We start from the raw sequence: 13,041 nt of genomic DNA, 5'->3' as shown, positions 1-13,041 counted from the left end.
TCTTTAGCTTCTCATCAAACCCATCGGCACTATCACGCTCATCCTAGTTGTTACTCCGGGATGTGGTATGGTTAGTTTAGGACTTTTAAGTACTTTTGCTCCAAAGTATAAAATATCCAGATCAAGCGTTCTAGGCGCATTTTTAAAGCTTCTAGTTCGTTTAAATTTCAGTTCGTATCTTTGTAAAATTTTAAGTAAAGCATACACAGATACACTTGTTTGTAAATTTATAACAGCATTGCTAAAATCAGCCTGATCTTCATATCCAAACGCCGCATTTACAAGTATCGGCGAAACCTCAACAACATGAAATCTCCTGTCATCAAGCAAAACTCTTATAAATTTATCAAACCTTTTATCGCTTCTACCGATATTGCCGCCAAGACCAACAACAGCGATATGCCTAAACCCATCTTTAAAACCAAAATAACACGGGCAAAATCGGCTACGAACAAGCCCCCTAGCCCCGAGTATTTTCATAAAATTCTTGCTCCGTCCTTGGTTGCCACAACAACATCTTCTATACGAACTCCAAATTCGTTTTCAAGATATATCCCCGGCTCTATGCTAAAAACCATGCCTTCTTTTATAACCGCTTCGCTTCTTGCGCCGATAACAGGCAGCTCATGTATATCAACTCCAACCCCGTGTCCCGTTGAGTGGAAAAACGCCTTTTCATATCCGGCTTTTACTATCACATCTCTTGCGGCTTTATCTATCTGGCCAGCTTTTATACCAACCTTTACGGTATCTAACGCGACTTTTTGAGCCTCTTTAACGATCTCATAAATTTCTTGGTGTTTTGGATTTTTAAATTTTTGCTCTTTGCTAAAATTAAAATTCTCATCAAAACACGCCGTTCTTGTCCTGTCCGAGCAGTATCTGTTAAATTTTACTCCCGCGTCAAGCAAGAGCAAATCCCCGTAACGCAAAATTTTATCACCTGGTAAGGCATGGGCTTTAGCTGCATTTTCATTTATAGCAACGATAGGGTCAAAACTTAGCCCAAGTTCGTTTTTACGTTTAAAAATACTTTGAGCGTTAAAGTGAAGTTCTCGTTCGCTCATTCCCTCGCCATTTTTCCTTACAAACTCGGCAAATTCATCAAAACATTCAGCGCCAAATTTCGCCGCACGAGATAAAATTTCTATCTCTTCTTCGCTTTTTATCATGCGCTTTATCTGAGAGAAATTTGCCTTTGGCTTGAAATTTATACCAAGCCCTTTTGACAAAACGGTAAAAGTACTTACGCTAAGTTCGTCGGGATTATAAACCAAGCTTTTTGGTTTTAATTTTCTAAGAAGCATCCTTGCTTCTTGTATTAAATTTCTTTGTGCTAAAACAACGATAACGCCGTGATTTACGAGTTTTTTTGCTTCAAAATAATACCTCGCGTCACTTAAAAAATACTTCACTCCATCAATGCAAAGTAAAATTTCATTATCACAACTGTATCCGCACTCAAAAAATACGGCGTTTTCGTCTTTTAGTATGTAGTTCATTGTTGTTGCTGATTTGCCGCTCTTATAGCTTTTACTTGTTCGAAAATTTGAAGCATGCCTATCATAGCAAGATGGTATCCAACAGGTCCAAAACCTACGATCTGACCCGCACTTACCGGAGCGATAAGGCTTTTATGACGGAAGTCTTCACGTCTGTGGATATTGCTGATATGCACTTCGATAACAGGCAAACTAACTGCACTTAACGCATCTCTAATCGCTATAGAAGTATGAGTGTATGCGGCTGGATTTATGATGATACCGTCAGCATCACCTAGGCACTCTTGAATTTTATCTACGATCTCGCCCTCTAGGTTACTTTGAAAAAATTCAATATCAATATCATTTTGATCGGCTACGATTTTCATTTGCCCATGGATGTCTTCCATCTTCATAGCACCGTAAATTCCAGGCTCTCTAGCTCCTAGCATATTGATATTTGGTCCTTGGATAACCATGATTTTTAGTTTTTTGTCCATATTTTTGCCTTTTGTTAAAATGTCATTTGATTATACATTTTTGTTCCTAAATTTTTGCTACAAGAAGCCCTAAAATGCCCTTTGCGTTGATTAAATTTCAAAATTTAAAGCCTTTTATATCTTTTTTGATACAATTATAAAAATTTTAAAGGTTAAAGATGCAAATTTTAAAAGCAAAATACATCGTAACAAGCGATGAAAATTTCACTATTTTGCAAGATAAAGCCATAGCTTTTGATGATAAAATTTTAGCCATAGCCGATGCTAATGAGCTGATAAAAAGATATAAAAATGCAAATTTTATCGACTTAAAAGAGGCGCTTATCGCTCCTGCTTTTGTTAATGCTCACGTTCATTTGGAATTTAGCTCAAATAAATCCGAGCTAATTTACGGAGATTTCATCACTTGGCTTGGATCGATCATACAAAACGGAGCAAATTTGGCTCAAAAATGCACAAAGCAAATCATACAAGAGGCGCTAAATTCGGCACTAAAAAGCGGAACGGCCACATTTGGGGCGATATCAAGCTTTGGCAAAGATCTTGAAATTTTATCATCAAGCCAGGCAAGAGTTGTATTTTTTAATGAAATTTTAGGCTCAAACCCTGAGTTTATAGAGCAAAATCGTCAAAATTTCATCACTCGTTTTAATGAAAGTAAAAAGTATGCGAATGATCGTTTTAGCCCTGGTATTTCGCTTCATTCGCCATACTCTATACATCCAAAATTAGCAGAATTTGCAATAAATTTTGCAAAAGAAAATAATCTTGTCGTCTCCACCCACTTTTTAGAAAGCAAGGCTGAGATGACTTGGCTAAAAAACGGCACTGGTAAATTTAAAAATCACCTAAAAAGATTTGTTAAAGAGCCAAAACCGATGTATGATAAAGACAGCTATTTTGCCATGTTTAAGGGCATAAAAACGCTCTTTACTCACTGCGTTTATGAAGATGATTTTACTAAATTTGACCAGAAACTTCACAGTGTTACGCATTGTGCGGTTTCAAATAGATTACTTGGTAAAAAAGCTTTAAATTTAAACAAAATTTTAAGCTCAAGCACAGGGCTTAATATCGGCACAGACGGGCTTAGCTCAAACATTAGCCTAAATTTATGGCACGAGTTAAGAGCTGCTCTTTTTACTCATGCAAATCACGAGTTAAACACCATTGCGAAAATACTATTTACCGCAGCAACGAGAGGCGGGGGGTTAGCCCTTGGAACAAATAACGGCATAATAGCACCAAACAAACTGGCCGATATAGCCGTATATGATGTGCCAAACTGTGACAAAGACGCACTTATAACACAACTAATCTTACACACAAACGAAGCAAAACAACTATATATAGGAGGAAAAATTTGCAACTTTTAAAGATGATTTTTGCACCCATAGGTGCTATTTTTAAATTTATAAATACCAACTTCAAAGCGCTTGTATTTTTACTGATATTAGCCATGATATTTATGCCAGACGGCGAGATGAAAAAGCCTAATCTAGCGCAAGTTGATATAAAAAATACACTTCTTCAAACCGAAGATATCTTAGAAAAACTACAAGCCCTTAACGACGATGACAACATAAAAGGTGTCTTGCTTTATATAGATAGTCCGGGTGGTGCGCTAAGCCCTAGCGTGGAGCTTGCCATGCAAGTAAAAAAACTGGCTAAAAACAAAAAAGTCGTAGCATATGCCGCCGGCTCAATGACAAGTGGCAGCTACTATGCCGGAGTAAACGCCCATAAAATAGTGGCAAATCCGGGCTCGTTTATCGGCTCTATCGGTGTTATCATGCAGGTGCCAAACCTCGAAGCTCTAGCCGATAAAATCGGCATAAGCGAACAGGTTGTAAAGGCTGGAGAGTTTAAAGAAGCGGGGACATTTACCAGAAAATGGAGCCAAAGCGAGCGTGATAGTCTGCAAAAGTTAGTTGATGCTTCATACGAGCTATTTACAAGTGATGTCGCGCAAGCAAGAGGTCTTGAAACAAGCAAAAAAGATGAGTGGGCAAATGCCAAGATCTTTTTAGCCGGCGAAGCAAAACAAGTAGGACTTATCGATGAGATCGGCGGATACTTTGAGGCCAAAGCGCAGCTAGAAGAGTTAAGCGGTGTTAGCGAAGCAGTTTGGGAGAAAAAACCTCAAATAGAAAAATTTATGGAAAAATTTACAAGCCAAGGCGTAAATTCGATGGCAAATTTACTTTTTAATACACAAATGAGATAGTTAGACTATCTCATACCAACCGTAGCTATCATCTGCAAAATTTGACCTAAAAACGGACTTTAAATAAATTTGTGAAAGCAAATTCGGCTCGTTTTTGAAATTTGAACTTTGGTATAAAAGAAGCCATTTTACGTTTGGTAATGCACCGTTTTTGGCTAAATTTAAAAATTCCTGCGCCCCTTCATACATAACAAGGGGTGATTTTTTGGCTCTTAAGAGAGAATTTGAAATTTCAACTTCGCGTCCTTTGACATGAAAAAGAGGTAAGCTCTCGTCAAATTTTTGCTCTCTAGAAAAGATTAGCACATTTGGACTTTTGCCATTTTTTACAAGTCTTGCATCAAGTTTTGGACGATCTATTCTTACGGTATTTCCACCAATAACTAGCAGATCTACAATACTTCTTATGCTGTGCATGTGAGCGCGACTGGTCTCGTTTGAGATCACTCCGCCAGTTGCCGCGCCATTTACCGATAAAGCAACCTTAAGAAAGCTAAAATTCCCCTCTTGCCAACTTAAAAACGGCTTTAAAAGCATGCCTCCGTCTTGTTTTAGAACGCCTACTTTCACTTTTATCCCGGCATTTTGCAAGATAGAAATTCCACCACTTGCGATTTTGTTTTTATCTTCGCAAGATATCACAACCTCGGCAAATTTTAACTGCACAAACAAATTCGCACAAGGAGGGGTTTTGCCATAATGTGAGCAGGGCTCAAGCGTAACATAAGCCTTTGCACCGTCTAATAAATCACCGTGATTTTGCATTATAAAATCATAAGTAAAAACCGCGTTTAAATACACTTCTTTAAGCTTTTCAAGAAGCTCATGTTTGTCTGAAATATCCAAAAAATTTGTGTTAAATTTTTGATCGTAGTTTAGTATAAATTTATGTAAAAAATCATCACTTATCTCACAAAGTGCAAGCAAGATCGCACTTGGCTCTGCGTGTAAAAAACCAGCCTTTTTGTGAGCACCTATGCTCAAAATTTTACCGCTTTTATCAAGCACGACACAACCGACTGCAGGGTTTGGATAGGTTAGGATCTGATACTTCCAAGCCTCATTTAAGGCTAAATTCATATAAAATTCATCACTCATCTACGCCCTTTAAATTTTAATAACTCTGAATTTCAAAACGATGTTTTTAAATTTAAAAGCGAGTATAAATGCCAAACGTCTATACTCGCTATAACCAAAAAGAAAGGATTATTATTAAGCTAATATCACGCAAGTCCGCTTATAACGCCGTTTTCATCTATGCGCATATCCATAGCGCTTGGTTTTTTTGAAAGCCCCGGCATCAACATTATCTTGCCGCACACTGCCACGATAAAACCGGCTCCGGTGCGAATTTCAAGATCTTTTACGCTAAATTTAAAGCCCTTTGCTCGTCCCAAAAGCTTAGCATCGTCACTAAAGCTATACTGCGTTTTTGCTATACAAACAGGCAAATTATCAAGCCCTAAAGAGCTTATCTTATCAAGCTTACTAAGTGCCATGTCTTCAAAAATAACATCATCTGCGCCGTAAATTTGTGTAGCTACTTTTGTTATTTTGGTTTTTATGTCGTCACTTGCTTTATATATAAAATTTACATGACTTGGCTTTTTAAGCTCTTTTAAAACAAAATTTGCAAGCTCTACTCCACCCTCACCACCTTTGGCAAAATTTTCGCAAACTGCCATTTTAACGCCCATTTTAGCGCAGTATTCGCGAACAAAATTTATCTCATCGTCAACATCAAATCCAAATTTATTTAACGCCACAACCAAATTTAAACCAAATTTGTCTTTTAAATTTTCTATATGACCACCAAGATTTGCGATACCCTCTTTAAGAGCTCTCATATTTGGCACACTTATCTCGCTCTTATCTGCATTTCCATTGTATTTAAGCGATCTGATCGTTGTCACCAAAACGACCGCGTCAGGCTTTAATCCGGCTTTTGCACATTTTATATCTATAAATTTTTCAGCTCCCAACTCTGAGCCAAAACCGGCTTCAGTCACAACATATTCAGCTAAATTTAACGCAGTTTTAGTTGCGATTATGGAGTTGCAACCGTGAGCTATATTAGCAAACGGTCCACCGTGAACCAAGGTTGGCGTATGTTCGATCGTTTGAAATAAATTTGGCTTGATCGCATCTTTTAAAAGTATACAAACTGCGTCCGCACAACCTAGGTCGCGCACATAAATCGGCTTGCCGTCAATGTCGTAAGCAACCATTATGTTTGAAATTTTCTCTTTTAAATCAGCAAGGCTTGTAGCAAGACAAAGTATCGCCATTATCTCACTTGCCGCTGTTATATTAAACCCATCTTCGCGTTCAACACCATCGGCTTTTCCGCCTTGTCCAACCGTTATAAATCTAAGCGCGCGGTCATTCATGTCCATGCAACGCTTCCATAAGATTTTATCTATTTTAAGAGGATTTTCTTGATGCAGGCTATTATCGATCATAGCCGAAATAAGGTTGTTTGCAGATGTTATAGCGTGAAAATCACCCGTAAAATGCAAATTTAGATCTTCCATCGGCGCAAGTTGAGAGTAACCGCCTCCTGCCGCACCGCCTTTTATACCAAAAACAGGTCCAAGACTAGGCTCTCTAAGAGCTAAGCAGACTTTTTTGCCAAGCAAATTTAACGCATCGGCTAATCCTATAGAAGTGGTAGTCTTACCCTCGCCAAAAGGTGTTGGGTTGGTAGCTGTTACCAGGATAAGTTTTGAGTTAGACTCTTTTAAGTGTGGAGTGATTTTGGCTTTGTATTTGCCATAAAGTTCGATATCGTCCTCTTTTAGCCCCAGCTTTTCACCAATCTTTGAAATATGCTCTAATTTAGCCTGATGTGTGATCTCGATATCACTTAACATTTACCACTCCAAATATGTTTTTGCTTTTTTAATATCTAAAATTTTGATCTCAAAAATTCCTTCGTCATTTTCAATGCAGATGTTTTCTTCATCGGCTTTTACAAGTCTTCCTAAAATTTTTAGCTCAGCAGCTTGGACTTTTACAAGCTCGCCGATACTTGCTTTAAAGTGCTTTGGTAAGCTTAGTTTGCGCTCAAGTCCAGGACTGCTTACTTCAAGAGTATATTCTCCAGAAACAGGAGGCGTAACGTCAAATATCGGGGAAAGCAGCCTGCTCACACTCTCGCACTCATCAAGACTTACTCCGCCCTCTTTTGTGATATAAACTCTATAGATAACCTTGCTGTTTTCATTTGCTATTTCGGTATCGTAAAGCTCGACACCGCACTGCTTAACAAGCTCTTGTAACTCATTCATCTTTATTTAAATCCTTTGAAATTTTGTCAAAAAGTTTATCCATGTGGTTTTGATACTCTAACCTGTCATCAAATTTAAAATGAAAATTCGGCGCCCTATACCAACCCTCAGCCGCCATACAATGGTTTTGCAAGAGTTTTGAAACACGCTTTAGATGTCCTAGGATGTAATTTTGTTCACGTTCGTCAAAACCCGTTTTATCAAGATATACAAATGCATCGTATCTGCCTTTTTTACACTCGACATCCGTTACACAAAGTCCTTTTAAAAATTCATCATCAAGCGTAGCAAGAGCTTCTGGTATAAGCTCTTTTAGTATGCTTTCAGTACGTAGGCGCTTTATCTCGTTTGCATTCATAAAGTAGCTTGCTCCTGTGTCTCTTTAAAGCTTTCGATATAGTCATTTTCTCGTATGTCGTTATAGCCCTCTATACCGACACCGCACTCATAACCTCTGGCAACCTCTCTAACATCATCTTTAAAGCGTTTAAGCGAGCTAACCGTGCCTTCATAAACAACAACACCGTCTCTAATAAGACGAATTTTAGCTCCGCGGTTTATAGTGCCCTCAGTTACCATACAACCTGCTATCGTACCTACTTTAGGGACATTTATAACCTGGCGAACTTGAGCCTGACCAAGCTGCTCTTCGCGGATAATCGGAGACATTAAACCACCCAAGATAGCCTTAACGTCATCGATTAGATTATAGATAACATTGTATGTTTTTATCTCAACACCACTCTCTTTGGCCTTTTCTTTTATCTCGCCTGTCGGACGTATGTTAAAACCGAGTATAACGCAGTTTGCGCTTGCGCTTGCTAAAGATACGTCACTTTGAGTTATGCCGCCAACGCCTGAATGTATAACATTTACTTTTACCTCATCGTTGGCTAATTTCTCCAAGCTAGCCTTGAGTGCCTCTAACGAGCCTTGAACGTCTGCTTTTATGATAACAGGTAGAGTTTTTAGTTCACCCTCGGCGATCTTAGCGCTAAGCTCATCAAGGCTGACTTTTGTTGATTTGCTAAGTTCTTTTTGACGTAGGTATTCAGCCTTTTTCTGGGCATATTCGCGTGCTTCTTTGTCTGTTTTAACACCTATAAGCGTCTCGCCCGCTTCAGCTACCTCGCTAAGACCTACGATAACACCACACTCTCCAGGTTTTATCTCTTTTAGGGTCTTGCCTTGATCATCAAGCAAGCTTCTTATCTTACCGTATGCCACACCCGCAACAACGGTATCCCCTACACGAAGCGTGCCGTTTTCAACGATTATAGTAGCAACTGAGCCTCTTCCTTTTTGTAACGAGCTCTCAACTACAGTAGCCTTTGCATTGGCTTTTGGATTTGCTTTTAACTCTAAAATTTCAGCTTGTAAAAGCACTATCTCAAGCAAATCATCTATACCCATACCGGTTTTAGCAGAAATCGGCACAAATTCGTGCTGACCGCCCCACTCGGTAGGCATTATATCAAGCTCGGCAAGTCCTGTTTTTACAAGATCTGGATTTGCCGCTTCTTTATCCATTTTGTTTATGGCAATGATTATAGGCACACCAGCTGCTTTTGCGTGAGCCACAGCCTCTTTTGTTTGAGGCTTTACGCCATCATCGGCAGCTACAACGATAATAACAATATCGGTAACTCCTGCGCCTCTTTGACGCATCGCAGTGAACGCCTCGTGTCCAGGGGTGTCGATAAATGTTATATTTTTGCCATTTTTATTTACCATATATGCACCAACGTGTTGAGTGATACCCCCTGCTTCACTTGAAGCAACACGTGACTTGCGGATATAGTCTAATAGTGAAGTTTTACCATGATCAACGTGTCCCATAATGGTTATAACAGGGGCACGTAATACCAAATTCTCATCATCTTTTATCTCTTCTTCATAGGCGGCGACATAGTCAAATTCTTTTTGATCATCGATGATGTTAACCTCAACATTAAACTCATCAGCTAAAATTTCAATCGCATCCTCATCCAAAAAGTCATTTTTGGTAGTCATCATGCCAAGCATAAATAGCTTACCGATTATCTCGCTAGGTTGTTTGTTTAATTTCTCGGCAAATTCATATACACGGATCTCTTTTGGGATATTAACAGAGGTTACAATATCGCTGTTTTGATTTTTTTCCGGCTTCTTATGTTTTTTCCTAGCGCGTCTTTGTATGCCGCCCTCAAAAGGATTTGAAGGTGCGTTTTGTGAGTTTTTAAAAACGGGTGGCTGTTTCGTTTTTTGTGTTGGCTGAGGAGTTGGGGTTTTAAATGTAAAATCAGGTAAAACAACTACATTATCATCTTCAAGAACGATATCACCAAAGTCACTTCCTCCAAGAAGTTCAACTCTTTCACTGCTATCTTTTTTTGAATTTACAGGTTGTTTTTTAACATCCTTTTTCTTCTTGCGAGATAAACTTTCATCACTACTTGAAAACATGCTTTTTAAAGAATTTACCTGCTCAGCCTGTGCGCTTTGAGCTTTGCTTTGCGCTTTTAAAGGAGTTGACTCAACCTCTTTGCGCTTTTTAACTATTACAAGTCCGCGACGCTTTTGACTAACATCAGCGAGAGTTTCTTTTGGCTTTTGTTCCTCTTTTTTAGACTCAGCTTCTACCGACTCAGTGGCTTTTACCTCTACTTGAGCGCTCTCTTTTGTAGCTATTTTTGGCTCTTGTGCCTTAGTTTGAGCGTCTTCTTTTTTTGTCTCTTTTGGCTGCCTTACTTCAACTGTTTCAACTTTTTTAGAGCTTTGGGTTGGTTTTTTAGAAGGCTTATCGTCTTTGCTTACATCTATCTTAGACTCTTTTTTAGGCTTACTTTCGCCCTTCTTTTTCTTAAATTTATCAGGCACGATACCTGTTTGAACGTATTCATATATAGCCTCGGCTTCCTCAAAACTAACTGAATTTGAGTGCGTTTTTACATTAAGTCCTAGCTCTTGAGCCTTTTCGACTATTTCTTTATTTGGATAGCCAAGTTCATTTGCTATCTCTGAAATTCTAACACTGCTCATTTAAGAGTTTCTCCTTTAAATTTGACGCTTCTAAGCCGATAACGCTTTTTATATATCTGTCAAGTATTTTTTTTAAAATTTTTTCGTCTTTTTGTAAACATTTGTCGCACAAATAAAAACTGCGACCGTCGCCTTTTCCGGTTTGTATCACACCGCTTATAACTCTATATCTTTTTAATATTATTTGAGGCATTTTGCTTTTGCATGAAACACACGTTCTTATAGGGCTGTTCTTATTCATTATATCTTTTTTTTGCTTTTTTTTAGCTTTGTATTATTTGAAAACCGTCGTTGTCAAATGAAAAAATTTCAACCCTAAATTTATTAAATTTACCGGCTAATTTATTTCTAAAATTTTGAGCGTCGTTTGCATAAACGATATTTAAAAAGCTAGACCCAGAACCTGATAAAGAGCTCATTAGCGCACCGTTTTCATAAGCTAGCTTTCTAACTTCAAACAACTCATCAAGTGCGCTCATACGCCTTTCTTCATGCATCATATCTTTACACGCTATCTTTAAAAGATCATATCTCTTAGAGCAAAAACAAGATGTTAAAAACGCAGCATGAGATAGGTTATTTACACACTCTTTTATCGTGTAGTTTTTAGGTAAAACGCTTCTTGATTGATTAGTATTCATGGCAACATTTGGTATAACAACCACGGCTTTTAGACTATCGTCTACTTCAAATTTATTGGCATAAACTCTGCCACTGTCAACAACCGCACTTATAAACCCGCCAAGAGTTGCAGGAGTGATATTGTCAGGGTGATTTTCATAAGTTAAAGCTCTGTTTAAAACAACTTGCCTATCTGCCTTAAATCCAGCCATCACATACGCACTCGCTATGGCCCCGACAATAACTGCAGAACTACTTCCTAGTCCTCTGGAAAATGGGATTTTATTATCAAAAACTACTCTAAAATTTTCATTTTCTCCGGTAAGTTCGGTAAAAATTTCATTAAATATGCTGATAAAAAGATTATTTCTTTTTAAATTTACATTCTCACTACCTTCGCCGTTAATGGAAACGGAGCTAAATTTTGCAGATTGTATGCTAACTTCGTTATAAAGACTGACGCTAAGCCCTAGTGCGTCAAAACCGGGTCCTAAATTTGCACTAGTTGCAGGAACTATGATATTCAAAAAGACTCCTAAACTGCTTGTATAATATAATCAGGTAGTGTATCTGAATTTAGTTTTAATTTATCTAAAATTTGAGGAAGTTTAAATTTTACGGGCTCTTTTTCTTCAAGCACAATTTTATTATCATACTTTACAAAGCTTAATTTTTTGTTTGCTCTTATTGGGTTGTTTTCATTTAGATCAAATCCGCTTACCGCATAAAACTCACAGCCTCTAACCTCGCAAAAGGTCTTTAAAATCACATAAGCCACCTTTAAACCCATAAAGCTTCCAGGTGTATTTGCATAGATTATTTTTTGTATATTATACTCTTTATCTAGCTCTTCTAAAATCTCTATCAGAGCTTCGCTGACATGATCTTGGGTGGAAATTTCTTTAAATTTTACGTCGTTTTCATATAGTCCCACCATGAGAGGCGAGACTAATGAAACGACAAGAATATCGATATTTTTTATGCAAAAACCCTTTGGTAATCTTTTAGCAGTTCGCCGCTTAGCGTTACCATTTCGTAGTTTTTCTCATCAGCTAAGATCGCTAATGTTAGCTTGTGGTTTAAGTCATGGCTACCTGCAAATGCGACGTAGTCGCCAAGCAAAGGTGCACCAAGTAAGCTAAGATCGCCGATGGCATCTAAAATTTTATGCCTTACAAATTCGTTTTCAAACCTTAGCCCTTCAGGATTTAAAATTCTATTATCGTCTATGGCTACTGCATTATCAAGCGAAGCACCAAGAGCTAAATTTTGAGCCTGAAGCATTTGAAGATCTTTTAAAAATCCAAACGTTCTTGCCCTTGCTATCTCTTTGATGAAATTTGTCTTACTAAATTCAAAAACATATCTTTGTTCGCCGATAACCGGGTGGTTAAATTTAATAGTGTAGTCAAATTTTGGGTTTGAAGAAGGCAGTGTTCTAACAAATTTAGACCCCTCAGCAACCTCTACTTCACGACGCACCAAGATAACCTTTTTGCCCTCGTTAAGTTGAACTACGCCAGCTTCGTCAAGTAGCATGCAAAAACTTATCGCGCTACCGTCCATGACTGGAATTTCATTTGCATCAAGCAAAATTCTAATATTATCTATGCCGTATCCGTTTATCGCGCTTAACAAATGTTCTATCGTGCTTACAAAACCTTTTTCATTTCCGACAACCGTTGCCATTTGAGTGTTTACTACATTTGACGGCTCGGCTTTAAAACTTATACCCAGGTCGGTTCTATGAAAAATTATACCCATATTTGCATCAAGAGGCTCAAGCGCTAAATGTATCGGCTCACCCTTGTGAAGCCCGATACCTACGGTCTCGACCCTTCTTGCAATAGTAGTTTGTTTCAACTATTTTCCTTTATAAATTTTAATCGTGAAATAATAGC

General features: G+C 38.1%; 14 protein-coding genes. 2 read left to right on the top strand and 12 right to left on the bottom strand.

Translation table 11 applies throughout. The features are described 5' to 3' along the window. Positions 1-3 precede the first annotated feature (3 nt). From folK to aroQ, 3 genes are read right to left on the bottom strand one after another with little or no spacing between them, the layout of a single operon-like run. Complete coding sequence (gene folK / locus CCAL_RS01825) at positions 4-480, bottom strand: 2-amino-4-hydroxy-6-hydroxymethyldihydropteridine diphosphokinase (protein ID WP_170015028.1); 477 nt, start codon at positions 478-480, stop codon at positions 4-6. Next, positions 477-1,502, bottom strand: a complete 1,026-nt coding sequence (locus CCAL_RS01820; RefSeq protein ID WP_170015030.1) for a M24 family metallopeptidase — start codon at positions 1,500-1,502, stop codon at positions 477-479. The genes folK and CCAL_RS01820 overlap by 4 nt, the downstream gene beginning before the upstream one ends. Continuing rightward, the gene (gene aroQ, locus CCAL_RS01815) at positions 1,499-1,981 is read right to left on the bottom strand and encodes a type II 3-dehydroquinate dehydratase (RefSeq protein ID WP_169937220.1); all 483 of its coding nucleotides are present in this window, start codon (positions 1,979-1,981) and stop codon (positions 1,499-1,501) included. The genes CCAL_RS01820 and aroQ overlap by 4 nt, the downstream gene beginning before the upstream one ends. Positions 1,982-2,139: 158 nt before the next feature. Here aroQ and mqnF point away from each other — a divergent pair, with 158 nt between their 5' ends. Together mqnF and sppA are read left to right on the top strand one after the other, a co-directional pair. Continuing rightward, positions 2,140-3,357 carry an aminofutalosine deaminase family hydrolase gene (gene mqnF / locus CCAL_RS01810; protein ID WP_169937218.1) on the top strand — a complete coding sequence of 406 codons (1,218 nt, stop codon included), beginning with the start codon at positions 2,140-2,142 and terminating at the stop codon, positions 3,355-3,357. Next, the gene (gene sppA / locus CCAL_RS01805) at positions 3,345-4,208 is read left to right on the top strand and encodes a signal peptide peptidase SppA (RefSeq protein ID WP_170015032.1); all 864 of its coding nucleotides are present in this window, start codon (positions 3,345-3,347) and stop codon (positions 4,206-4,208) included. Before mqnF ends, sppA begins: the two co-directional genes overlap by 13 nt. On the opposite strand, the gene ribD is transcribed toward sppA, so the two are convergent. The 9 genes from ribD to lpxC form a co-directional block, all read right to left on the bottom strand. After that, entirely contained in the window at positions 4,209-5,306 is a 1,098-nt protein-coding gene (ribD, locus tag CCAL_RS01800; RefSeq protein ID WP_170015034.1) for a bifunctional diaminohydroxyphosphoribosylaminopyrimidine deaminase/5-amino-6-(5-phosphoribosylamino)uracil reductase RibD, read from the bottom strand. Positions 5,307-5,431: 125 nt separating this feature from the next. Beyond that, on the bottom strand, positions 5,432-7,081 hold the full coding sequence (locus CCAL_RS01795) for a formate--tetrahydrofolate ligase (RefSeq protein ID WP_170015036.1): 1,650 nt from the start codon (positions 7,079-7,081) through the stop codon (positions 5,432-5,434). Further along, a complete protein-coding gene (gene rimP / locus CCAL_RS01790) occupies positions 7,082-7,498 on the bottom strand; it encodes a ribosome maturation factor RimP (RefSeq protein WP_169937210.1) in 417 nt (138 codons plus the stop codon). After that, positions 7,491-7,856: a 30S ribosome-binding factor RbfA gene (gene rbfA, locus CCAL_RS01785; RefSeq protein WP_169937208.1), complete on the bottom strand. Its 366-nt coding sequence runs from the start codon at positions 7,854-7,856 to the stop codon at positions 7,491-7,493. Before rbfA ends, rimP begins: the two co-directional genes overlap by 8 nt. Continuing rightward, positions 7,853-10,519, bottom strand: coding sequence for a translation initiation factor IF-2 (infB, locus tag CCAL_RS01780; RefSeq protein ID WP_172285032.1), 2,667 nt, complete (start codon positions 10,517-10,519; stop codon positions 7,853-7,855). The genes rbfA and infB overlap by 4 nt, the downstream gene beginning before the upstream one ends. Then, a complete protein-coding gene (locus CCAL_RS01775) occupies positions 10,506-10,760 on the bottom strand; it encodes a YlxR family protein (protein WP_169971810.1) in 255 nt (84 codons plus the stop codon). The genes infB and CCAL_RS01775 overlap by 14 nt, the downstream gene beginning before the upstream one ends. 22 nt (positions 10,761-10,782) lie before the next feature. After that, positions 10,783-11,667, bottom strand: a complete 885-nt coding sequence (gene thrB, locus CCAL_RS01770) for a homoserine kinase (RefSeq protein WP_170015040.1) — start codon at positions 11,665-11,667, stop codon at positions 10,783-10,785. 8 nt (positions 11,668-11,675) lie between these two features. Beyond that, entirely contained in the window at positions 11,676-12,077 is a 402-nt protein-coding gene (locus CCAL_RS01765; protein WP_170015042.1) for a glycoprotease, read from the bottom strand. A gap of 41 nt (positions 12,078-12,118) precedes the next feature. Then, a complete protein-coding gene (gene lpxC, locus CCAL_RS01760) occupies positions 12,119-13,003 on the bottom strand; it encodes a UDP-3-O-acyl-N-acetylglucosamine deacetylase (protein ID WP_170015044.1) in 885 nt (294 codons plus the stop codon). Between the last annotated feature and the right edge of the window lie 38 nt (positions 13,004-13,041).

This window comes from Campylobacter sp. RM6914, from assembly GCF_004803835.1.
In the GTDB taxonomy this organism is placed as follows: Bacteria; Campylobacterota; Campylobacteria; order Campylobacterales; family Campylobacteraceae; genus Campylobacter_A; species Campylobacter_A californiensis.
This window is presented reverse-complemented; position numbering and strand designations above follow the sequence as displayed.

What these genes read in the sequence shown, in the direction of transcription:
- folK (WP_170015028.1), bottom strand. Translation starts at nt 480, where the DNA reads ATGAAAATACTCGGGGCTAGGGGGCTTGTTCGTAGCCGATTTTGCCCG.
- CCAL_RS01820 (WP_170015030.1), bottom strand. Translation starts at nt 1,502, where the DNA reads ATGAACTACATACTAAAAGACGAAAACGCCGTATTTTTTGAGTGCGGA.
- aroQ (WP_169937220.1), bottom strand. Translation starts at nt 1,981, where the DNA reads ATGGACAAAAAACTAAAAATCATGGTTATCCAAGGACCAAATATCAAT.
- mqnF (WP_169937218.1), top strand. Translation starts at nt 2,140, where the DNA reads ATGCAAATTTTAAAAGCAAAATACATCGTAACAAGCGATGAAAATTTC.
- ribD (WP_170015034.1), bottom strand. Translation starts at nt 5,306, where the DNA reads ATGAGTGATGAATTTTATATGAATTTAGCCTTAAATGAGGCTTGGAAG.
- CCAL_RS01795 (WP_170015036.1), bottom strand. Translation starts at nt 7,081, where the DNA reads ATGTTAAGTGATATCGAGATCACACATCAGGCTAAATTAGAGCATATT.
- rimP (WP_169937210.1), bottom strand. Translation starts at nt 7,498, where the DNA reads ATGAATGAGTTACAAGAGCTTGTTAAGCAGTGCGGTGTCGAGCTTTAC.
- rbfA (WP_169937208.1), bottom strand. Translation starts at nt 7,856, where the DNA reads ATGAATGCAAACGAGATAAAGCGCCTACGTACTGAAAGCATACTAAAA.
- infB (WP_172285032.1), bottom strand. Translation starts at nt 10,519, where the DNA reads ATGAGCAGTGTTAGAATTTCAGAGATAGCAAATGAACTTGGCTATCCA.
- CCAL_RS01775 (WP_169971810.1), bottom strand. Translation starts at nt 10,760, where the DNA reads ATGAATAAGAACAGCCCTATAAGAACGTGTGTTTCATGCAAAAGCAAA.
- CCAL_RS01765 (WP_170015042.1), bottom strand. Translation starts at nt 12,077, where the DNA reads ATGGTGGGACTATATGAAAACGACGTAAAATTTAAAGAAATTTCCACC.